Annotated in this window: 19 protein-coding genes; 5 read left to right on the top strand and 14 right to left on the bottom strand. The window is 60.8% G+C overall.

The annotated features are described in order from the left end of the window. Positions 1–172: 172 nt before the first annotated feature. From betA to betI, 3 genes are all read right to left on the bottom strand, one after another. The gene (gene betA, locus QF039_RS27090) at positions 173–1,876 is read right to left on the bottom strand and encodes a choline dehydrogenase (RefSeq protein WP_307521612.1); all 1,704 of its coding nucleotides are present in this window, start codon (positions 1,874–1,876) and stop codon (positions 173–175) included. Between the two features lie 196 nt (positions 1,877–2,072). After that, the gene (gene betB / locus QF039_RS27085; protein WP_307521609.1) at positions 2,073–3,545 is read right to left on the bottom strand and encodes a betaine-aldehyde dehydrogenase; all 1,473 of its coding nucleotides are present in this window, start codon (positions 3,543–3,545) and stop codon (positions 2,073–2,075) included. Positions 3,546–3,606: 61 nt separating this feature from the next. Further along, positions 3,607–4,200 (bottom strand): transcriptional regulator BetI, encoded by a 594-nt coding sequence (betI, locus tag QF039_RS27080; RefSeq protein ID WP_003216902.1) that lies wholly within the window; start codon positions 4,198–4,200, stop codon positions 3,607–3,609. A 376-nt stretch (positions 4,201–4,576) separates the two neighbouring features. Here betI and QF039_RS27075 point away from each other — a divergent pair, with 376 nt between their 5' ends. Beyond that, complete coding sequence (locus tag QF039_RS27075) at positions 4,577–6,511, top strand: BCCT family transporter (RefSeq protein ID WP_236260840.1); 1,935 nt, start codon at positions 4,577–4,579, stop codon at positions 6,509–6,511. A gap of 259 nt (positions 6,512–6,770) precedes the next feature. On the opposite strand, the gene choV is transcribed toward QF039_RS27075, so the two are convergent. The 3 genes from choV to QF039_RS27060 all read right to left on the bottom strand — a co-directional run bounded on the left by choV (position 6,771) and on the right by QF039_RS27060 (position 9,807). Next, positions 6,771–7,949 (bottom strand): choline ABC transporter ATP-binding protein, encoded by a 1,179-nt coding sequence (gene choV / locus QF039_RS27070; protein WP_008434041.1) that lies wholly within the window; start codon positions 7,947–7,949, stop codon positions 6,771–6,773. Then, positions 7,946–8,791, bottom strand: coding sequence for a choline ABC transporter permease subunit (choW, locus tag QF039_RS27065; RefSeq protein ID WP_003216909.1), 846 nt, complete (start codon positions 8,789–8,791; stop codon positions 7,946–7,948). Before choW ends, choV begins: the two co-directional genes overlap by 4 nt. Before the next feature lie 68 nt (positions 8,792–8,859). Further along, positions 8,860–9,807: a choline ABC transporter substrate-binding protein gene (locus QF039_RS27060; RefSeq protein WP_003216912.1), complete on the bottom strand. Its 948-nt coding sequence runs from the start codon at positions 9,805–9,807 to the stop codon at positions 8,860–8,862. A 436-nt stretch (positions 9,808–10,243) separates the two neighbouring features. Between QF039_RS27060 and QF039_RS27055 the strand changes: the two genes are divergently transcribed. Continuing rightward, a complete protein-coding gene (locus QF039_RS27055; protein ID WP_177066823.1) occupies positions 10,244–11,620 on the top strand; it encodes an L-serine ammonia-lyase in 1,377 nt (458 codons plus the stop codon). Positions 11,621–12,168: 548 nt separating this feature from the next. Next, on the top strand, positions 12,169–13,272 hold the full coding sequence (locus QF039_RS27050) for a GlxA family transcriptional regulator (RefSeq protein WP_003216915.1): 1,104 nt from the start codon (positions 12,169–12,171) through the stop codon (positions 13,270–13,272). 107 nt (positions 13,273–13,379) lie between these two features. Here the strand turns inward: QF039_RS27050 and QF039_RS27045 are convergent, their stop codons facing one another. The 6 genes from QF039_RS27045 to QF039_RS27020 form a co-directional block, all read right to left on the bottom strand. After that, positions 13,380–13,643 carry a hypothetical protein gene (locus tag QF039_RS27045; protein WP_003216918.1) on the bottom strand — a complete coding sequence of 88 codons (264 nt, stop codon included), beginning with the start codon at positions 13,641–13,643 and terminating at the stop codon, positions 13,380–13,382. Positions 13,644–14,022: 379 nt separating this feature from the next. Then, a complete protein-coding gene (locus tag QF039_RS27040) occupies positions 14,023–15,183 on the bottom strand; it encodes a gamma-butyrobetaine dioxygenase (RefSeq protein WP_008430627.1) in 1,161 nt (386 codons plus the stop codon). A gap of 9 nt (positions 15,184–15,192) precedes the next feature. Continuing rightward, positions 15,193–15,669, bottom strand: coding sequence for a thioesterase family protein (locus QF039_RS27035; protein WP_307521601.1), 477 nt, complete (start codon positions 15,667–15,669; stop codon positions 15,193–15,195). A gap of 140 nt (positions 15,670–15,809) precedes the next feature. After that, positions 15,810–16,775 (bottom strand): L-carnitine dehydrogenase, encoded by a 966-nt coding sequence (locus tag QF039_RS27030; protein ID WP_017476440.1) that lies wholly within the window; start codon positions 16,773–16,775, stop codon positions 15,810–15,812. 157 nt (positions 16,776–16,932) lie between these two features. Then, positions 16,933–17,820 carry a 3-keto-5-aminohexanoate cleavage protein gene (locus QF039_RS27025; RefSeq protein ID WP_307521598.1) on the bottom strand — a complete coding sequence of 296 codons (888 nt, stop codon included), beginning with the start codon at positions 17,818–17,820 and terminating at the stop codon, positions 16,933–16,935. A gap of 87 nt (positions 17,821–17,907) precedes the next feature. Then, positions 17,908–18,852, bottom strand: coding sequence for a choline ABC transporter substrate-binding protein (locus QF039_RS27020; RefSeq protein ID WP_003216926.1), 945 nt, complete (start codon positions 18,850–18,852; stop codon positions 17,908–17,910). Positions 18,853–19,045: 193 nt separating this feature from the next. On the opposite strand from QF039_RS27020, the gene QF039_RS27015 reads away from it, so the two are divergent. Continuing rightward, complete coding sequence (locus QF039_RS27015) at positions 19,046–19,990, top strand: GlxA family transcriptional regulator (protein ID WP_003216927.1); 945 nt, start codon at positions 19,046–19,048, stop codon at positions 19,988–19,990. A gap of 138 nt (positions 19,991–20,128) precedes the next feature. On the opposite strand, the gene QF039_RS27010 is transcribed toward QF039_RS27015, so the two are convergent. Continuing rightward, entirely contained in the window at positions 20,129–20,545 is a 417-nt protein-coding gene (locus tag QF039_RS27010; RefSeq protein ID WP_307521595.1) for a DUF3010 family protein, read from the bottom strand. Positions 20,546–20,587: 42 nt separating this feature from the next. Beyond that, positions 20,588–20,989 carry a lysozyme inhibitor LprI family protein gene (locus QF039_RS27005; protein ID WP_307521593.1) on the bottom strand — a complete coding sequence of 134 codons (402 nt, stop codon included), beginning with the start codon at positions 20,987–20,989 and terminating at the stop codon, positions 20,588–20,590. A gap of 219 nt (positions 20,990–21,208) precedes the next feature. Here QF039_RS27005 and QF039_RS27000 point away from each other — a divergent pair, with 219 nt between their 5' ends. After that, entirely contained in the window at positions 21,209–22,186 is a 978-nt protein-coding gene (locus QF039_RS27000) for a dipeptidase (RefSeq protein WP_003216932.1), read from the top strand. Positions 22,187–22,236: the final 50 nt, after the last annotated feature.

The raw sequence follows: 22,236 nt of genomic DNA, 5'->3' as shown, positions 1-22,236 counted from the left end.
CAGAGTAGGCCTGGGCTGGGAGCTGATCAAGGAAAGTGTAGGCGGGCGGGAGGTCTTGCGGTGTCAGATCGGGCCTCTTCGGGAGCAAGCCCCCTCCCACATTTGATCGGGTTCACACGGTCAAAAATGTGGGAGCGGGCTTGCTCGCGAAGGGAGCACCTCGGTCCATCAGTTACTGCGCTGTAGGACCCACTTCACGCATCGGCTTGCCACGCACCGGCGCATCGCCTGCCACGTAGTAATCCGCAGTGCTGCGCGGCAGTGGCTTGCGGCCACGGATCTTGTCGGCGATTTTCTCGGCGATCATGATCGTCGGCGCGTTCAGGTTGCCGGTGGTGATGATCGGCATGATCGACGCGTCAACTACCCGCAGACCCTGCATGCCATGCACACGGCCTTCGGCGTCAACCACGGCCATCTCGTCGGTGCCCATCTTGCACGAGCAGGACGGGTGGAACGCGGTCTCGGCGTGCTCACGGATAAACTTGTCCAGTTGCTCGTCGGTCTGCACGTCGATGCCCGGGCTGATTTCGCGGCCACGGTATTGATCCAGTGCCGGCTGCTGCATGATTTCACGGGTCAGGCGGATGCCGTCACGGAATTCCTGCCAGTCCTGTTCGGTGGCCATGTAGTTGAAGAGGATGCTCGGGTATTCCCGTGGGTTCTTCGACTTCAACTGCACGCGGCCACGGCTCGGCGAACGCATGGAGCCCATGTGCGCCTGGAAACCGTGCTCTTTCACACCGTTGCTGCCGTTGTAGTTAATCGCCACCGGCAGGAAGTGGTACTGGATGTTCGGCCAATCGAATTCTTCACGGGTACGGATGAAACCGCCCGCTTCGAACTGGTTGCTGGCGCCGATGCCGGTGCCGTTGAACAGCCACTCGGCACCGATGGCCGGCTGGTTGTACCAGAGCAGCGACGGGTACAGCGAGACCGGTTGGGTGCAGGCGTATTGCAGGTACAGCTCAAGGTGATCCTGCAGGTTTTCGCCGACGCCTGGCAGGTCGTGGACCACCGGGATGTCGAGGCCTTCCAGCAGTTTCGCCGGGCCAACACCGGAGCGTTGCAGCAGTTGCGGCGAAGCGATTGCGCCGCTGCACACCAGGACTTCCTTGCGGGCACGGGCTTCAACGCGCTCTTCGGCAGCACCGATCAGGTAACGCACGCCGACGGCACGCTTGCCTTCGAACAGGACTTTGTCGGTCAGGGCGTGGGTGACGATGGTCAGCGTCGAGCGCTTCTTGGCCGTGTCCAGGTAACCGCGAGCGGTACTGGCGCGACGACCGTTTGGCGTCACGGTACGGTCCATCGGGCCGAAGCCTTCCTGCTGGTAGCCGTTCAAGTCTTCGGTGCGTGGGTAACCGGCCTGTACGCCTGCTTCAACCATCGCGTGGAACAGCGGGTTGTTGCCGGCTTTTGGCGTGGTCACGCTGACCGGGCCGTCGCCACCGTGGTAGTCGTTCGGGCCGATGTCGCGGGTTTCGGCTTTACGGAAATACGGCAGGCAGTCCAGGTAGGTCCAGTCTTCCAGGCCCGGCAGTTTCGACCAGTTGTCGTAGTCCATCGCGTTGCCGCGGATGTAGCACATGCCGTTGATCAACGAGGAGCCGCCGAGGCCCTTGCCGCGACCGCATTCCATCCGGCGGCCGTCCATGTGTGGTTCTGGATCAGTTTCGTAGGCCCAGTTGTAGCGGCGGCCTTGCAGCGGGAACGCCAGGGCGGCTGGCATCTGGGTACGGAAATCGAAACGGTAGTCCGGGCCGCCGGCTTCCAGCAGCAGGACGGTGACGCCTTCGTCTTCGGTCAGACGGGTCGCCAGGGTGTTACCGGCAGAGCCGGCACCCACAATGATGTAGTCGTATTCTTGGGACATTGAATGCACCCTCGTGAAAGTTGGTTCAGGCTGCTTTTGTGGCGAGGGAGCTTGCTCCCGTTCGACTGCGCAGCAGTCGCAAAGTCAGCGCTCGAGTTCTGTCTGAAAGAACTGCGGTACCTGGCATGGGGCTGCTTCGCAGCCCGACGGGAGCAAGCCCCCTCGCCACATGGGCCATGCCAGGCTCAATCAGGTTTTAGAACACCGAGGAGTAGTCGCCCAGCTCAACCTGTACCGATTTGATGCGAGTGAAGTTGTTCAGCGAGCTGATCCCGTTTTCACGGCCCACGCCCGACTGCTTGTAGCCGCCCACCGGCATCTTCGCGTCGGACTCGCCCCAGGCGTTGATCCAGCAGATACCGGCTTCCAGCTGATGAATCACGCGGTGGGCGCGGTTCAGGTCCTTGGTCACCAGGCCCGCGGCCAGGCCGAAGTCGGTGTCGTTGGCACGGCGGATCACTTCTTCTTCGGTGTCGTAGGTGAGGATGCTCATCACCGGGCCGAAGATTTCTTCACGCACGATGGTCATTTCGTCGGTGCAGTCAGTGAACACGGTCGGGGCCACGTAGGCACCCTTGGCGAATTCACCGTCGGTCAGACGGTCGCCGCCGCACAGCACGCGGGCGCCTTCTTCTTTACCTTTGGCGATGTAGCCGAGCACGCTTTCCATGTGGGCGAAGCTGACCAGCGGGCCGAAGTTGGTGTTTTCATCTTCCGGGTTGCCGATGCGGATGCGGGCAACGCGCTCGGCTATCTTGGCTTCGAACGCGCCTTTGAGGGCGGTCGGAACGAACACGCGGGTGCCGTTGGTGCAGACCTGGCCCGAGCTGTAGAAGTTGGCCATCATCGCGATGTCGGCGGCGCGGTCGAGGTCGGCGTCGTCGAAAATGATCAGCGGGGATTTGCCGCCCAGTTCCATGGTGACTTCCTTGAGCGAAGAGCTCGAAGCGCTGGCCATGACTTTCTTGCCGGTGTCGGTGCCGCCGGTGAAGGAGACTTTCTCGATGCGCGGGTGTTCGGTCAGCCAGGTGCCGACTTCACGGCCGCTGCCGGTCAGGACGTTGAACACGCCATCCGGAACGCCGGCGGCGGTGTAGATTTCAGCCAGTTTCAGGGTGGTCAGCGAGGTGACTTCGCTTGGCTTGAAGATCATCGCGTTACCGGCCGCCAGGGCAGGTGCGGATTTCCACAGGGCGATCTGGATCGGGTAGTTCCACGCGCCGATACCGGCCACGACGCCCAGCGGCTCGCGACGGGTGTAGACGAAAGAAGTGTCACGCAGCGGGATCTGCTCGCCTTCGATGGCGGGCACCAGGCCTGCGTAGTATTCCAGCACGTCAGCGCCGGTGACGATGTCGACGTATTGGGTTTCGGAATACGGCTTGCCGGTGTCCAGGGTTTCCAGGGCGGCCAGTTCGTCGTTGCGCTCACGCAGGATGTCGACGGCACGACGCAGGATGCGCGAACGCTCCATGGCAGTCATGGCGGCCCAGATTTTCTGGCCCTTTTCGGCGCTGACCACAGCGCGCTCGACGTCTTCTTTGGTAGCGCGTTGCACGTTGGCGAGAACTTCACCGTTAGCCGGGTTGATGGCTTCGAAAGTGGCATCGCTGCCAGCGTCGGAGTAGCCGCCGTCAATGTAGAGTTTTTGCAGTTCGAAACGGGCCATAAAGTCCTCGCAAGTGCATTAGTGGTTGGCGCGGTTCGGGAGTTGAGCGTTTATGTGTGCTCTAACTCACCTGCTTGGCCAATTGGAAATCCATGTATTCGTAAGCGATCCGTTGCGCCTGCTCCGTGTCGAAAGCGTCTCCCGACAGGGCGCCGCGCAACCACAAACCGTCGATCAGGGCCGCCAGGCCTCGGGCTGCGCTGCGTGCCTCGGGCAACGGCAACGCTCGGCGGAACTGGCAACACAGGTTGGAATACAGACGGTGATCGTTGATCCGCTGCAGCCTGTGCAATGACGGGTGGTGCATGCTGGTGGCCCAGAAGGCCAGCCAGGTTTTCATAGCCGGGCCGTTGACTTGGCTGGCGTCGAAGTTGCCTTCGATGATCACCTGAAGATGGGCCCGCGGGCTGTCATCTTTCAGCGCCAACCGGCGCTCGGTGACGTTCTCGATCAGCACGTTCATCAGGTACCGCATCGTGGCGGCGATCAGGCCATTCTTGTCCTGAAAATAGTGACTGATGATGCCATTCGAGACACCGGCCAGACGGGCGATCAGCGCAATGCTGGCATCCCCCATTCCGACCTGATCGACGGCCGTCAATGTGGCTTCGATCAACTGCTGGCGGCGTATGGGTTGCATACCGACCTTGGGCATCGTGCACCTCTCCTTAGGCCTGCCAACGGGCGATAAACGTCCGTCGGCTTGAGGGCCAGTCTATTTTGTTTTGATTGAACGTTCAATCAACAAAGAATAAGATCTGCGACAAATGGTCGCTGCCTACAGGTATTTCCTACGTGCATGTGGCGCCACCTGACATCGGGAAAACCCATGAAACAGCCCGGCACAGCGGTTCGCCGGGGGTTTATGGTTTTTCGGGGTGTCTTTATACACCCGTCCGTCGACTGCCGAAAAATCGATGGCTCGGGTCAAGCGTTGCCTTGTGTTTCTCTGCACTGCCCGGAGCATCTGTGCCATGAGTTCTGCCTCTCTTATAAAGACCCCGCCAGAAAAGGTGCGGGTCAACGGTTGGGTGTTCTACACCTCCACCGCGCTGATTCTGTTGTTGACCGCGATTCTGATCATCGCCCCGCAGGAAGCCGGCAGGATGCTCGGTGTGGCCCAAGCCTGGTTGTCGAAAAGCTTTGGCTGGTACTACATGGTCGTGATCGCCGCCTACCTGGTGTTTGTGGTGGGCCTGGCGTTTTCGTCCTATGGCAAATTGAAACTGGGCAGCAAGGACGACACCCCGGACTTCAGCTACGGCGCCTGGGCCGGCATGCTCTTCTCGTCGGGCATCGGCATCTCGCTGCTGTACTTCGGCGCCTCCGAGCCGCTGGACCACTACTTCAACCCGCCTGAAGGCGCATCGGCCACCGGCGAAGCTGCACGCCAGGCGTTGCAGTTGACGTTCCTGCACTGGGGCCTGCACGGCTGGGCGATCTACGCACTGGTCGGCCTGGCCGTGGCGTACTTTGCCTACCGTCATAACCAGCCGCTGGCCCTGCGCTCGGCGCTGTACCCGCTGGTGGGCGAGCGTTGGGTCAAAGGCGCGGCCGGTCACGCGGTGGACGGCTTCGGCATGTTCGTGACCCTGCTGGGCCTGGTGACGAACCTGGGGATTGGCTCGATGCAAGTGTCGTCCGGGCTGGAAAACCTGTTCGGCATGCAGCACAGCAACACCAACCTGCTGATCGTGATCATCGTGATGAGCACCGTGGCGACCATTGCCGCCGTGTCGGGTGTGGAGAACGGCATTCGCCGCCTGTCCAACCTGAACATCGTGCTGTTCAGCGGCCTGCTGATTTTCGTGCTGCTGTTCGGCCCGACCCTGCACCTGCTCAACGGCTTCGTGCAGAACATCGGCGACTACATGAACGGCATCGTGCTGAAGACCTTCGACCTGTACGTGTACGAAGGCGACGCCGACAAGACCGAACGCTGGATGGGCCTGTGGACCCTGTTCTACTGGGCCTGGTGGATTTCCTGGGCGCCATTTGTGGGCATGTTCATCGCGCGTATTTCCCGTGGTCGCACGGTGCGTGAACTGGTGGCCGGCGTGCTGCTGATCCCGCTGGGCTTCACCCTGGCGTGGCTGTCGATCTTCGGCAACTCGGCCCTGGACCTGGTGGTGAACCATGGCGCGGTGGAGTTGGGCAAGACGGCGCTGGAACAGCCGTCCATGGCGATCTACCAACTGCTTGAGCATTACCCGGCGTCGAAAATCGTCATCGGTGTGTCGATCTTCGTGGGCTTCGTACTGTTCCTGACCCCGGCGGATTCCGGCGCGGTGATGATGGCGAACCTGTCCTGCAAGGGCGGCAACGTTGACGAAGATGCGCCGCATTGGCTGCGGATTTTCTGGTCGGCGGTGATCACCCTGGTGACCATCGGCCTGTTGTTCGCCGGTAACTTCGAAGCCATGCAAACCATGGTGGTGCTGGCGGGCTTGCCGTTCTCGGTGGTGCTGGTGTTCTTCATGTTCGGCCTGCACAAGGCGATGCGCCAGGACGTGGCGATCGAGTTGGAGCAGGCGCAGTTGGCCGAGCGTGGTCGGCGTGGTTTCAGCGAGCGTTTGACTGCCCTGGACCTGCAACCTAGCCAGGGTACCGTGCAACGCTTTATGGACAAGCACGTCACGCCGGCGCTGGAAGAAGCGGCGACTGCGTTGCGTGACCAGGGGCTGGAAGTGCAGACCCTGCTGGGCAAATCCAAGCGCTGCATTGGTGTGCGCATCGAGATGCAAGAGGGCAATCCGTTTGTCTACGAGGTCAGCCTGGATGCTTATTCGTCGGCACCGAACGACTTGCCCGAGGAAGAGCGCACGCGCTACTACCGCGCCGAGGTTTACCTGCACAACGGGCCTCAGGAATACGACCTGATGGGCTTCACCCAGGAGCAGATCACCCGGGACGTGCTCGATCAGTTTGAAAGCCATCGGCAGCTCCTTGGCCGTGTCTATAGCTAAAGGTTGGTGATGATGATCGTTCCTACGCTGCGCGTGGGAACGCATCCTGTGACGCTCCGCGTCACGATTTCAAGAGCGGACGCAGAGCGTCCATTGCGGCATTCCCACGCAGAGCGTGGGAACGATCAAATACTGACACCACCTGAGCAAAATGTGGGAGCGGGCTTGCTCGCGAATGCGCAGTGTCAGTCAGTACATCTGACACTGATACACCGCATTCGCGAGCAAGCCCGCTCTCACATTTATTTTGCGGTGTCTGTTAGCCCAGGTTCTTGCCCAAAAGGGCGTGATAGAGCTCGCTGTCACCCAGAATCCCCACCACCTTGTTGTCGTCCTGCAGCACCAGCTTGTTGCCTGTCTGATATCGAATCTGCAACGCCTCACGCATCCCGATATTCGAATCCACCAGCGTCGGCATCCGGCCCAGGCCCTCCACCGATTGCCCCGGTGCCCAGTTCTGCAGGTTCAGCACCGAACCGTTCTGCCGCGCGCCCTTGATGGTGTTGCCTTCGGCCAGGTCCAGCCACGAGTCACCGCCCGGGTCCAGGCTGATGGAGCCGTTGACGTGGGTGCAGTTATCCACCGTGCGCATCAGGCTGCGGCCACACAGCACATTCAGCGGGTTGGTGTGGGCCACGAAGGTCCGCACATAGTCATCCGCCGGGTTCAGCACGATCTCTTCCGGCACGCTGTACTGGATGATCCGCCCGTCTTTCATGATCGCGATGCGGCTGCCGAGTTTCAGCGCCTCATCCAGGTCATGGCTCACGAATACGATGGTCTTGCTCAGCTTGCGTTGCAGCTCCAGCAACTCATCCTGCAAGCCCTGGCGGATCAGCGGGTCGAGTGCCGAGAAGGGTTCGTCCATCAACAGGATATCGGCGTCCATCGCCAATGCGCGGGCCAGGCCGACACGCTGCTGCATGCCACCGGAAAGCTCGTCGGGCTTCTTGTTGCGCCACTGCGACAGGCCCACCAGTTCCAGCTTGTCGTCCACCAACTTGCGCCGCTCTTTCTCCGGGCGGCCCTGCATCTCCAGGCCGAAGCTGATGTTCTCGCGCACCGTCAGCCAGGGCATCAGGGCGAACTTCTGGAACACCATGGCGATGCGCTGGGTGCGCATCATTTTCAGCTCGGCGGGGGTGCAGGATGCGATGTCGATCTGGCGACCTTCATGCTCCACAAACAGCTTGCCGCGGCTGACGGTGTTCAAGCCGTTGATGCAGCGCAACAAGCTCGACTTGCCCGAACCGGACAGGCCCATCAGCACGCAGATCTCGCCTTTCTCGACATCCAGGCTGGCGTTTTCAACGCCGACAATCTGCCCGGTCTTTTTCAGGATCTCGTTGCGCGTCATGCCCTGGTCCAGCAGCTTGAGCGCCTCGCGTGGGTCTTTGGAGAAGATCACGTCGACATTTTCGAATCGGATAATGCTCATGCATCACCCCCTACTTTGGCGTCGGGTTGTTTGCAGATGCGGTCGAGCATGATGGCCAGCAATACGATCGCCAGGCCGGCTTCAAAGCCCAGGGCGATGTCGGCGGTGTTCAGCGCGTTGACCACCGGTTTGCCGAGGCCGTCGGCGCCCACCAGGGCCGCGATCACCACCATCGACAACGACAGCATGATGCATTGGGTAATGCCGGCGGCGATGCTCGGCATGGCGTGGGGCAGTTCGATCCGCGAGAGCAACTGACGGCGCGAGCAGCCAAAGGCCTTGCCGGCGTCCATCAACTCTTGCGGCACATCACGGATACCCAGGTAAGTCAGACGGATAGGCGCGGCAATCGCAAACACCACCGTGGAAATCAGCCCGGGCACCACACCCAGCCCGAAGAGGGTCAGGGTAGGGATGAGGTAGACGAAGGTCGGTACGGTCTGCATCAGATCGAGCACCGGCCGCATCAGGGTGTAGAACATCGGTTTGTGCGCGGCAACAATGCCCAGCGGCACCCCGATCACCACGCAGACCAGGGTGGCGAACAGCACTTGCGCCAGGGTCTCCATGGTTTCCTGCCAGTACCCCAGGTTGAGGATCAGCAGGAAGGAGGCGATGACAAAAACGGTCAGGCCCCATTTGCGTTGAATGAAGTGAGCGAGCAGCGCAATCAGACCGATCAATGCCAGTGGATTGAACCAGGTCAGCGCGAACGTCACGCCGTGGATCATCGTTTCCAGGGTCGATGCGATTGCGTCGAAGTAGGCGGCCCCGTGTTGGGTCAACCACTCAACGAAGGCAGCGATGTACTGGCCTAGCGGAATTTTATGTTCAGTCAGCATGGTAGTGAATGTCCACATGCGAAGAGGAAAAACATCCCGGGCCAGCGTACCGGCCCGGGGTCAGCGGTTTACTTGGCGAGGTAAGCTTTGACGGCCTCCAGTCCTGGTTTGCCATCGACCGTGGTGACACCGGCGAGCCAGGTGTCGAGCACTTGCGGGTTCTTCTTCAGCCACGCCTTGGCGGCGGCGTCAGGCTTCATTTTGTCGTCCAGGACGTTACCCATCAGGGTGCTTTCCATGTTCAGGGTGAACGACAGGTTTTTCAGCAACTGGCCCACGTTGCTGCATTCCTGGGTGTAGCCCTTGCGGACGTTGGTGTAGATGGTGGCCTGGCCGTAGTTGGGGCCGAATGAATCATCACCCCCGGTCAGGTACTTCATCTTGAAGCGGGTGTTCATCGGGTGCGGTTCCCAGCCGAGGAACACGATGGCCTGGTCGCGCTTGGTGGCGCGTTCCACCTGCGAAAGCATCCCGGCTTCGCTGGATTCGACCACTTTGAAACCGGCGGTTTTCAGGCCGAAAGCGTCCTTGTCGATGAGGGTCTGGATGGTCCGGTTGCCGTCGTTGCCCGGCTCGATCCCGTAGATCTTGCCGCCCAGCTCATCCTTGAATTTGACGATGTCGGCGAAGTCTTTCAGGCCCTTGTTGTACAGCGCTTCCGGTACGGCCAGGGTGTACTTGGCGTTTTCCAGGTTGGCGCGCACGGTTTCCACGGTGCCGGCATCACGGTACTGCTTGATGTCGTTTTCCATGGTCGGCATCCAGTTGCCGAGGAAGATGTCCATGTTCTTGCCGTCGGCCAGGGACTTGTAGGTCACTGGTACTGAAATCATCGTGGTGCGGGGTTTGTAGCCGAGGCCCTTGAGGACTTCGCTGGTGGTGGCCGTGGTGACGGTGATGTCGGTCCAGCCGACATCGGAGAAGTTGACGGTCTGGCATTGCGCCGGTTCTGCAGCGTGAGCCACGACTGGCAGACTCAGCATGGCGGCCAACAACAACGACGGGGAACCTTTCATGGGGGTGGACTCCTGGTGTTTTTCTGGCGGCAATAACACCGCGCTTATAGGTGTTGCGGTTGGGCGTGCGGCACAGCTCTGCCACGCAACTGTGCAAACGAGTCGAGACTGATCATGTACCAGTGAAAATCTGACGCCTACAGGGGGCGTCGTATCCAGTACAGGGATGGTCGTATCCAGTGTCGGTGACGTCGCTTACAGATTTTTTCCACGGCAAAACTGCACTTTTTACCGATCTGCACCGCAAAAAACGGCCAAAACGTCGCCTTCCACAACAGCGGCGCTGATGAGCATGGGTACGTCGGTGTGAGACGCCGTGAGCGCCAACAAAAGCTTGATGATGGCCGCATCTGGGCGGATTGCGACATGAGCGTAGCAGCTCCGTCACCAGGCGTTATGTGCGCCTGGCCTGTGCTCATCGAGGAGTTTCACGGCAATGGCTATCAGCGTTTTCGACCTGTTCAAGATCGGCATTGGGCCTTCGAGTTCTCACACCGTCGGCCCCATGCGCGCCGCGGCGTTGTTCGTTCAAGGATTACGTGAACGTGATGTGTTGGAACAAGTCAGGCGCGTCGAAGTTCAGCTGTATGGCTCCTTATCGGCCACGGGCATCGGTCACGGCAGCGACAACGCGGTGATCATGGGCCTGATGGGCGAGTGGCCGGACGCGATCGATCCGTCACAGATCGGCATCCGCATCGAAACCCTGCGCGAGACCAACACCCTGCTGCTGGACGCACGTTTGCCGGTGCCGTTCATCTGGGCGCGGGACATGCGCCTGATCGACGAAAACCTGCCGTTCCACCCCAATGCCATGACCCTGGTGGTGTTCGATGATAACGGCGAGCTGCACCGCGACACCTACTACTCGGTGGGCGGCGGATTCGTGGTGGATGAAGCCCAGGCCAACAGCGGCGTGGCGGACATGGACCGCACCGAGCTGCCCTATGATTTTTCCAGTGCGGTGGAACTGCTGCAGCTGTGCAAGACCCACAACCTGCGCGTCGCTGAGCTGATGTTGGCGAACGAAAAAACCTGGCGCTCGGAAGAAGAAATCCGCAGCGGCCTGATGAAGCTCTGGCGCGCCATGCAGGATTGCGTGGAGCAAGGCCTAAAGCACGAAGGCATCCTTCCCGGCGGCCTCAATGTAAGGCGCCGTGCAGCCAAGTTGCACCGCAGCTTGCAGGAGCTGGGCAAGCCGAATGTGATCGGCTCGACCTTGAGCGCGATGGAATGGGTCAACCTGTTCGCCCTGGCGGTGAATGAAGAAAACGCCGCCGGCGGGCGCATGGTCACGGCACCGACCAACGGCGCGGCGGGGATCATCCCGGCGGTGCTGCACTACTTCATGAAGTTCAGCGAAGAAGTGACCGAAGCCAACGTGGTCGACTATTTCCTCGGCGCAGCGGCGGTGGGCATCCTGTGTAAGAAGAACGCGTCGATCTCGGGTGCCGAAGTCGGCTGCCAGGGTGAAGTCGGCTCGGCGTGCGCCATGGCGGCGGCGGGTTTGGCGGAGATCCTCGGGGCTACGCCGGAGCAGTTATGCAACGCGGCGGAGATTGGCCTGGAACACAACCTCGGCCTGACCTGCGACCCGGTAGGCGGGCTGGTGCAGGTGCCGTGCATCGAGCGTAATGCGATTGCCGCGGTGAAGGCGATCAACGCGGCGCAGATGGCGCTGCGGGGGGATGGCCAGCACTTCATCTCGCTGGACCGGGTGATCCGCACCATGCGCGATACCGGGGCGGATATGCATGACAAGTACAAGGAAACATCGCGGGGTGGATTGGCGGTGAGTGCGGTGGAGTGTTGATACCGCTTTATGTGGCGAGGGAGCTTGCTGTGGCGAGGGAGCTTGCTCCCGCTGGAGTGCGAAGCGCTCCCAAGATTTAGGGGCTGCTGCGCAGCCCAGCGGGAGCAAGCTCCCTCGCCACAGAAGAGCAACACTGCTCATAAAGTGAACACCGACACCCGCAAGCGCCACCTTTTAGCGCGTCGCAATTAGATAAGTAGCTCCCGAACGATTTCCCCTCATGACCATCGGTCACCCGTGCTTGTGGTGACAGACTTTTCCCACGTCGTTTCTCTCCCTTCCCACAAGTGCTACCGATCTGCTCACACACCTTGCGCCTGCGTTCTCTCACGTCTTTTCTGGGTCATATCCCCCACTCCATGCGCGGGCTTATATAGACACGTCATGAGGTCGTTTTCAGGAGTTATTGAATACGCATTCAACTTTAGGCATGGCATTTGCTCTATCAATACAAAGCCTCTCGCCATAGGAGTTTCCTTAAGGCGATGAGCGCAATAACAAGAGCCTCGCCTGAGGCCATCACCCGCTTTGTGTGAGGAGATACCGCGATGACGTCGTTCAACTCCGGGGCTCAACCCCAGAACCGTGCGCCTCAATCCATCGGCTTTTTGCTGCTGGACAATTTCACGCTGATTTCCCTGGCCTCCGCAGTCGAACCCCTGCGCATGGCCAACCAACTCTCCGGCCGCGAGCTGTATCGCTGGACGACGTTGAGTGTGGACGGAAACCAGGTGTGGGCCAGCGACGGTCTGCAAATCACCCCCGATGCTTCCATGCACAAAGCCCCGGCCCTGGACACCGTGATCGTCTGTGGCGGCGTGGGTATTCAGCGCACCGTGACTCGTGAACATGTGTCGTGGCTGCAAAGCCAGGCGCGCCAGTCCCGTCGCCTTGGCGCGGTGTGCACCGGCAGCTGGGCCCTGGCCTGCGCCGGCCTGCTGGACGGTTTTGATTGCAGCGTGCACTGGGAATGCCTGGCGTCGATGCAGGAAGCCTTTCCCCGCGTGGCCATGAGCACACGCCTGTTCACCCTCGACCGCAACCGCTTCACCAGCTCCGGCGGCACCGCGCCGCTGGACATGATGCTGCACCTGATCAGCCGCGACCACGGCCGTGAGTTGTCGGCGGCGATCTCCGAGATGTTTGTGTACGAGCGCATCCGCAACGAACAGGATCACCAGCGCGTGCCGCTCAAGCACATGCTTGGCACCAACCAGCCGAAGTTGCAGGAAATCGTCGCGCTGATGGAGGCCAATCTGGAAGAGCCGATCGACCTCGATGAACTGGCGGTGTACGTCGCGGTTTCCCGGCGTCAGCTGGAGCGGTTGTTCCAGAAATACCTGCACTGTTCGCCGTCGCGCTACTACCTCAAGTTGCGCCTGATCCGTGCGCGGCAGTTGCTCAAGCAAACGCCGATGTCGATCATCGAAGTGGCGTCGGTGTGCGGGTTTGTCTCCACGCCGCACTTCTCCAAGTGCTACCGCGAATACTTCGGCATTCCGCCGCGGGATGAGCGTGTGGGTTCCAACACCACGCAGCAGGTAGCGATGATGCCGATTCCGCAGGCGCTGGTGTTGTCACCGTTGTCCGGGCCGTTGTCGGCGTTGAGCCAGGCCAGGAATGAGTCGACTTTCGCGAGTGTAAGGCTTTAGACCGAGTCGCCTGCATTCGCGAGCAAGCCCGCTCCCACACTTGACCGCGTTTTTTCAGTAGGAACGCGGTCGAATGTGGGAGCGGGCTTGCTCGCGAATGCGGTATATCAGGCGCCAGAGTTCTGCCGAAACTGCACCAAAGCCGGCAACAACTGCTTGTCGATCGCCTGCCTCACCGCCGGCAAGATCGTCGCGCTGCCGGTGTACATCTGCTCAACCATACCCTTGAGCGCCTTGGCCCGCGCCGCGCTCAAGCCGCGCACCGCACACTCGCAAGCCTGCTCGGCGGTAGCGCCGCTGGACACCTCGAAACCCAACGACCGCAGCTGGCCCAGCAGGTCATCCTGGTCAATCAAATCCGCGTGCATCATGACGTTAATCCTTGTTAGGGGAGCGGGGGATTGAAGTCGATTCTGGTAGGCCATCACCGAGTCGGCAAGGCCTGAATGCATGAATGTCCGGCACACCTATGAACAGGTCGTTTTCGGCTAACTCGCAAGGCAGGGGAGTGTGCACACTGGCATCAAGCAAGCAGCTTGAAGGTTTGGTCACCCTCGGGATGCGCAGCTCACACAAAGCACTCTGCCCCGATCCTGTCACGGCTGGATCGGGGCTTTTTTTGAGCTGAAATTTGAGGTGAAGCTGCTGGCCCCTTCGCGAGCAAGCCCGCTCCCACATTTGACCGCGTTTTTTCAGGAGGAACTCGGTCAAATGTGGGAGCGGGCTTGCTCGCGAAGGGGGCGCCTCGGTCTACCGCTGCAACACCAATATCCGCGACAACAACTCATCCCGATCGATATAGCAGCCCTGGAAATGCCGTGCGCCGGACGCCGGATCAAACGCATTGCGCGCATGCAGGGTCCGGCGATTATCAAAGCACCACAGCTCGCCCGGATTCAGACGTTTGACCAGTCGAAAACGCTCCTCCCGGGTCATCGCAATAAACCGGCGATAGGCGCGATACAGCAACGGCATCTGCTCTGCAGGCGCCTCAAACGGCCCGCGCAGAAAGTTGGCCATGCGAATCTCGGCGACTTCACCCAAGGCATCCAGAGCAATGATCGGCGCCAGCCGGCGATAGTCGCTGTGACGGTCCTTGTTGCGAAACTCCACCGGGATCTCGCACAACGCGCGAAAGGCTTCCGGATCTTCGTCCCGCAGCGCCCGGGCAATCGCAAAACCGTCGACAAAAATACTCTCGCCCCCGTCGGCGTCGTTCACCAGGCAATGCAAGAACTGCAGCCCGGGTTGCAGCTCCCGCGTCGGCAAATCACTGTGCAGCGGCAGGTTGAATGCCGTGTAGGCGTTGCTGTCGGCATCGGCCTTGGACTGCACGTTGAACAGCACGCCGAAGTTGCTCTCGCGGATGAACGAAATGCGCTTGGCGATCAGCGCCAGCGAGCCGGGTTCGGTGGGCACACCGCGCACTTGGGTGAGGCCGCTGTCACGCAAAGCCAGCAGCCATTGCAGCAGGGCTTTCGGGTCTTCCATCAGCGCTGCGTAGTCGAATACGGGCAGCTCGAACGTACGGTCCCACAGCAGGGATTTCGGTTTGGCAGCCCGGCGTTCGGCGCGGGACTCATCGTCGTAGGCGTGCGCCCGCAACCATCCGGGATCGTATTGGCTGCGATGCCCGCCGCTCCATTCCACTGTCAGCAGACCCTGGTCGATACGTGCACTGAGGGCCGTGAGGTGTTCGTCCACATCGACGATTTCCAGCACCTGTTCACGGGTCACGCTGTAGACGCAAACAGGGCACGGGCAGTTGTCCCGCAGCCACTGGTGATGAAACGGGCTGACCCGCCCATCGGCCCATCGCACACTGAGGTGATCGCCGTGCACCTGCACATCGGCCAGGTCACTGATCAGTGGGTAAGTACGGAAGTCGGCAACAGCGGCGGCGGTTTGCATGGCGATTCCTTATTTTTGGGGTGGCAGTCCAATCACGCGGCCGAGCAGGGCGGGCTTCGGCAGGTCGGTTTGTTCGGCGCTGATGCTGGCAAGCTTGCCCAGCACCGCTTCACTGAATGGCGCCGAGTGCGGCCCGGCGAGGTCGACGTGGAGCAGCATCTGTTCGTTGCCCGCCAGCTCCTTTTCGTCGCCCACCAGGTGCAGGCTGTGATAGAGGTGCAGGCGCTTGCGGTCGTGGGCGATGAGTTGGGTGTGTACCTCGACGGCGGCGCCCAGTTTCACTTCGTGCAGGTAGTTGAGGTGCAACTCCAGGGTGAACAGCGAGTGGCCGCTGGCTTCGCGGTTTTCGCTGTCCAGGCCCAGGGTGTCCATCAGCGCATCGGTGGCGTAGCTGAAAATCAGCAGGTAGAACGCATCGCGCAGGTGGCCGTTGTAGTCGACCCACTCGGGGAGGAGTTTGGTGGTGTAGGTGGTGAGTGCGGGCATGGTTCGGTTCCCGGTAGGTACGTGATCGTTCCCACGCTCTGCGTGGGAACGCCTCCTGTGACGCTCTGCGTCACGCGTTGGGACGCAGAGCGTCCTGGGCTGCATTCCCACGCAGAGCGTGGGAACGATCTTTACAGGGCTTATTCGGCGAAGGTCATACCGTGTTTTTCCTTGGTGGTCTTCACCGCCTCCAGCACCGCCAGCAGGCAATCATCACGATAGCGCTCCAGCGCCGAAATGCTGTGTTTGCCCAACTGATCGCTGGTGCCGTCCACCACGTCATCAATCAATTTGTCGGTCAATTCCGGCGCCGGCAGATAGGTCCACGGCAGCTGCAAGGCCGGGCCGAACTGCGCCATGAAGTGCCGCATCCCGGCATCACCGCCCGCCAGCGTATAGGTCAGGAACGTCCCCATGAACGACCAGCGCAAACCGGCGCCAAAGCGAATCGCATCATCGATCTCGCCGGTGGTTGCCACACCATCGTTCACCAGGTGCAACGCCTCACGCCACAGGGCTTCCAGCAGACGGTCAGCGATAAAACCGGGCACTTCCTTACGCACATGCAAAGGGCGCATGCCGAGGGATTCGTACACCTTGATTGCTGCCTGAATCGCTTCCGGCGCAGTGTTTTTGCCGCCTACCACTTCCACCAGCGGCAACAGGTAAACCGGGTTGAACGGATGCCCCACCACGCAACGTTCCGGGTGCGTGGAGCCTTCATAAAACTCGCTCGGCAACAACCCCGAAGTACTCGAACCAATCAACGCGTTCGGCTTGGCCGCCGCGCTGATTTTGCTGTGTAACTCCAGCTTTAATTCCAGGCGTTCCGGGGCGCTTTCCTGGATGAAGTCGGCGTCTTTCACGCACTCTTCAATCGTGGCCACAAAGCGCAGGCGATCTTGCGAGGCACCCGGTGCAAGGCCTTGTTTTTCCAGGGCGCCCCAAGCATTCGCGACACGTTTGCGCAGGGCCGCTTCGGCGCCGGGCGCAGGGTCCCAGGCCACCACGTCCAGGCCGTGAGCCAGTGCGCGGGATACCCAGCCACTGCCGATAACGCCGCTGCCCAGCGCTGCGAAGGTTTTGATTTCAGTGATAAAGCTCATGGCAAATTCCTAAAGAGTTCGGTGATCTCCTGTGGGAGCGGGCTTGCTCGCGAAAGCGGTCTGTCAGTTGATGCATTCGGTGGCTGATCCACCGCATTCGCGAGCAAGCCCGCTCCCACATTTGATTCGGTTCCTGCAGGGCGTCGTGCGGTGTGTCTTAGCCGCGCTTGGTCAGGCCCATCTTCACGCGGCCTTCGGCCGGGGTCATGACCCGCGCACCCAGGCGGCTGAGGATCTCGCTGGCGCGTTCCACCAACTGGCCGTTGGTCGCCAGCACGCCCTTGTCCAGCCACAGGTTGTCTTCCAGGCCGACCCGTACGTTGCCGCCCAGCAGCACTGCTTGCGCCGCCATCGGCATCTGCATGCGACCAATCCCGAAGCCGGCCCACACCGCGTCAGCCGGCAGGTTGTCGACCATGGCTTTCATGGTAGTGGTGTCGGCCGGCGCGCCCCACGGGATGCCCAGGCACAGCTGGAACAACGGGTTGTCGAGCAAGCCTTCCTTGATCATCTGCTTGGCGAACCACAGGTGACCGGTGTCGAAAATCTCCAGCTCGGCTTTAACGCCCAGCTCTTGAATACGTTTGGCGCCAGCCCGCAGCTGGGCCGGGGTGGAGACGTAAATGGTGTCGCCATCGCCGAAGTTCAGGGTGCCGCAATCGAGGGTGCAGATTTCCGGCAGCAGCTCTTCCACGTGGGCCAGGCGGGTCAGTGGGCCCACCAGGTCGGTGTTGGACCCGAATTCCATGGGGTTCTCGCCGCCACCGATTTCCAGGTCGCCACCCATGCCGGCGGTGAGGTTGACGATGATGTCGACGTCCGCCTCGCGGATGCGCTCCATCACTTCGCGGTACAGCGCCACGTCGCGGCTGAACTTGCCGGTCTCGGGGTCACGTACGTGGCAATGCACCACGGTGGCACCGGCCTTGGCTGCTTCCACCGCCGCGGCAGCGATTTGTTTCGGAGTGACCGGCACGTGAGGGCTTCTGGCGGTCGTGTCGCCAGCACCGGTGAGTGCGCAGGTGATGATGACGTCGTGGTTCATGAGGCAGGTTCCTTACAGGCGTGATTTTCAGGCGTAGTCATACCGTTCGCAGCCGGGAGCGGCTGCGAAACGGTGATTCAAGACAGGTTATTTGCTGGTCAATTGCAGGTTGGCTGCGGCGGGTTTGCCGTCGAAGGTGGTCACGCCTTCCAGCCAGCGCTGCTGGTCTTGCGGGTGATCCTTGAGCCATTGCCTGGCCGACTCGAAAGCGTCCTTGTGATCCAGCAGCGGCTGCATCATTCGGCTCTCGTCGGCGGCGGTGAAGGTCAGGTTGCTGAGCAACTTGTGCACGTTGGGGCATTGCTCGGCATAGGTCGGCGAGGTGACGGACCACACGGTGGCCATGCCTTCGTTAGGGCCCAGCGCGTCATCACTGCCGGTGAGGTAAGTCATCGCCACGTTGACGTTCATCGGGTGCGGCGCCCAGCCGAAGAACACCACGGCCTCCTTGCGGCGCACGGCGCGGTCGACGGCGGCGAGCATGCCGGCCTCGCTGGATTCCACCAGTTGGAACTTGCCCAGGCCAAACTGATTCTTGGCGATCATCGCCTTGATCTGGGTGTTGGCGCCCGAGCCCGGTTCAATGCCGTAGATCTTGCCGCCCAGTTCTTTTTCAAACCTGGCGATGTCGGCGAAGGTCTTCAGGCCCTTGTCGGCCAGGTAAGTCGGCACCGCCAGGGTCGCGCGGGCGTCTTCCAGGGACGGCTTGTCGAGCACCTTGACCTGCTTGGCGTCGACAAACGGGGTGATGGTCTGGGTCATCAGCGGGTTCCAGTAGCCCAGGAACATGTCCAGGCGCTGGTCGCGAATACCGGCAAAGATGATTTGCTGGGACGCGCTGGTCTGTTTGGTCTTGTAGCCGAGGCCGTCGAGCAACACTTGAGTCATGGCACTGGTGGCGATTACGTCGGTCCAGTTCACCACGCCCATGCGCACGTTCTGGCAAGAAGCCGCATCGGCTGCCATGACGTTGGTGCTCAAAATGGCGCTGGCGCTGAGTGCGAGCACGCAGCGGCTGATCAGTCGGTTCATGGTGGTTCCCTCGGCAGGTTGTTATTGTGGGTTCCGGCGTCTTTGTGCACCGTGCAGCCAAGTTACGCAGCTTGGTCCCCGACAAAACGCACGGCGGCGACCAGCTCTTGCACTGCAGCGACCTGCCCCCTTGAATGACCGATTGAACTGGCGTATCACAGTGACCACGCTGTCCGTCCTACGAGAGCGCTCCATGTCCCAGGATTTCTACTTTTTGCTGATGCCGGGCTTCTCCGCCATCGGCTTTATTTCCGCGATCGAACCTTTACGTGTCGCCAATCGTTTTCGCGGCGAGCTGTACCGCTGGCACGTCTTGAGCGCCGACGGCGGCGCGGTGCTGGCGAGCAATGGCATGTCGGTCAACGCCGACGCCGCGCTGGAGCCGCTGAAGAAAGGCTCGACCTTACTGGTGGTGGCCGGCTTCGAACCGCTGAAGTTCGCCACGCCCGCACTGGAACACTGGCTGCGTCGCCTTGATCACGACGGCGTGACCCTCGGCGCCATCGACACTGGCGCCTGCGTACTCGCCGAAGCCGGCCTGCTCGACGGCCACCGCTTGACCCTGCACTGGGAAGCCATCGACGCCTTCAAGGAATCTTATCCACAGCTGACGGTGACCCAGGAGCTGTTCGAGATCGACCGCCGGCGCATCACCTCGGCGGGCGGCACCGCGTCCATCGACCTGATGCTCGACCTGATCAGCCAGGCCCACGGGCCCGAGTTGGCGATCCAGGTGTCCGAGCAATTCGTGCTCGGCCGCATCCGCCCGCGCAAAGACCACCAACGCATGCAGATCGCCACGCGCTACGGCATCAACAACAAGAAGTTGGTGCAGGTGATTGGGGAGATGGAACAGCACACGGAACCGCCGTTGAGCACACTGGCGCTGGCGGAGGCGATCAAGGTCACGCGGCGGCAGTTGGAGCGCTTGTTTCGGCTGCACCTGAACGACACGCCGAGCAACTTCTACCTGGGTTTGCGCCTGGAAAAGGCTCGGCAGTTGTTGCGCCAGAGCGACCTGAGCGTGCTGGAGGTGAGCATCGCCTGCGGGTTTGAATCGCCGTCGTATTTCACCCGCAGCTACCGGGCAAGGTTTGCCAAGTGCCCAAGGGAAGATCGGCGCCGGGAAGCGGTATGAACACCGCTCTTGAAAACAACACAGATCAAATGTGGGAGCGGGCTTGCTCGCGAAAGCGGTGGATCAGTCGGTACATGTATTGACTGACACACCGCATTCGCGAGCAAGCCCGCTCCCACAGGAGATTTGTGGTGTGGCTTATTTCTTCAGCAGGGCTGAACACGCGGCCTTGTAAGCCTCATGCTGATACTTGTTCAGCGTCGCCGGCAGGGCAAAGTCATGTTTCTTGTTCTGCGCATTGATGGTCTGCGGCGACAGCAGCGTCACTTCAACGCCCTCCAGCAACTGAAACACACCTTCAATCTTGAACGTAGTCGGGCCACCGGCGAATTCGCCTTTCTTGCTGCGCTTCTTGATGGCGATGCGGCTGATGCCGTTTTCCCGCACAAACGCGCTGACCTGAGTGGCGAAGGCCTTGACGTTGGCCGCCTCATCATCGTCTTCAAGGGCGATTTTCTTGGTGGCCAGGGCGACGTGGCTCAATGCCTGACCGTCGAGCGAGGCGACAGCAATAATGGCTTCGCTGCCTTTGATTTCGATGCCGCAGATTGTCATGAATAGCCTTGGTTCTGAGTAGAGAGTGGAGGGGATTGTCGCTTATTCCTGCCCAATCGACTCCAAAAACTCCGACCGTTCATCACTCATCCGCGCCAGACAATCATTCTGCTGGATCGCATATGCCTTGCTTCCCGCCACTGCCGGGAAGGTATCTACAGCGCAATCCGCATCACGTAACTTTTCCCACTTCTGTTGGGCATCCTTCAGACGAGCGGTAATGTCCGCCAACTGCGTCTTGTTGCTGCCATAGGTCGAACCCATGCGTTCCAGCAAGCTCTGGTAGTTATCCTTGAGCAGTTGTTCGGCGGTGGTTTTGTTGTAGGTGGCGCATTCCAGGGTTTGCTTGTCGTTCTCGATGCCATCGCAGGGCGTGCTGTCGGTGTCTTCAGCAGCGTGTACGCCGGTTGCGATGAGTGCCAAAGCCAGGAAAATCGATTTCATTGCGCCGTCTCATATCAGTTGATGAGCAAATTCTGGCTCAAGCGTAAGACAAAGAACAGACACCCGTCAGAGATGTCATGTTGGCCTTTGTCGCGGATTGACGCTTTCGGCAATTCCCTTGTCGTTTTTGCACCCGGCTCCTTCTGCCCCGGGGCATATGCTGGCCCCAAAGCGCCGGCAGACGATTCGGCGCATGAATCGCCAATAAGGGGACGCCTGATGAGCCCAGCCGAATTGCACGCCGACAGCATCGTTATCGACGGGCTGATCATTGCCAAGTGGAACCGCGACCTGTTCGAAGACATGCGCAAGGGTGGCCTCACCGCTGCCAACTGCACCGTGTCGGTATGGGAAGGGTTCCAGGCCACCATTAACAACATCGTGGCCAGCCAGACCCTGATTCGCGAAAACAGCGACCTGGTGATCCCGGTGAAAACCACCGCCGATATCCGTCGCGCCAAGGAACAGGGCAAGACCGGCATCATCTTCGGCTTCCAGAACGCCCACGCGTTTGAAGACCAGCTCGGCTACGTCGAGATCTTCAAGCAGCTCGGGGTTGGCGTGGTGCAGATGTGCTACAACACCCAGAACCTGGTGGGCACCGGCTGCTATGAGCGCGATGGCGGCCTGTCGGGCTTCGGTCGCGAGGTCGTCGCCGAGATGAACCGCGTCGGCATCATGTGCGACCTGTCACACGTGGGCTCCAAGACCTCCGAAGAAGTCATCCTCGAATCGAAAAAGCCGGTGTGCTACTCCCACTGCCTGCCTTCAGGCCTCAAAGAGCACCCGCGCAACAAGTCCGATGAAGAGCTGAAGTTCATCGCCGACCACGGTGGCTTTGTCGGCGTGACCATGTTCGCGCCGTTCCTGGCCAAGGGCATCGACTCGACCATCGACGACTACGCCGAAGCCATCGAATACACCATGAACATCGTGGGCGAAGACGCCATCGGCATCGGCACCGACTTCACCCAGGGCCATGGCCAGGATTTCTTCGAAATGCTGACCCACGACAAGGGCTACGCCCGCCGCCTGACCAGCTTCGGCAAGATCATCAACCCGCTGGGCATCCGCACCGTGGGCGAGTTCCCGAACCTCACCGAGACCCTGCTCAAGCGCGGCCATCCCGAGCGCGTGGTGCGCAAGATCATGGGCGAAAACTGGGTCAACGTCCTGAAGGACGTCTGGGGCGAATAAGCCACCACTCACGCCTCTTTTCCCCCAACCTTATGCGTCGGGGGCTTACC

The organism is Pseudomonas sp. W2I6, from assembly GCF_030815935.1.
Lineage (GTDB): Bacteria > Pseudomonadota > Gammaproteobacteria > Pseudomonadales > Pseudomonadaceae > Aquipseudomonas.
This window is presented reverse-complemented; position numbering and strand designations above follow the sequence as displayed.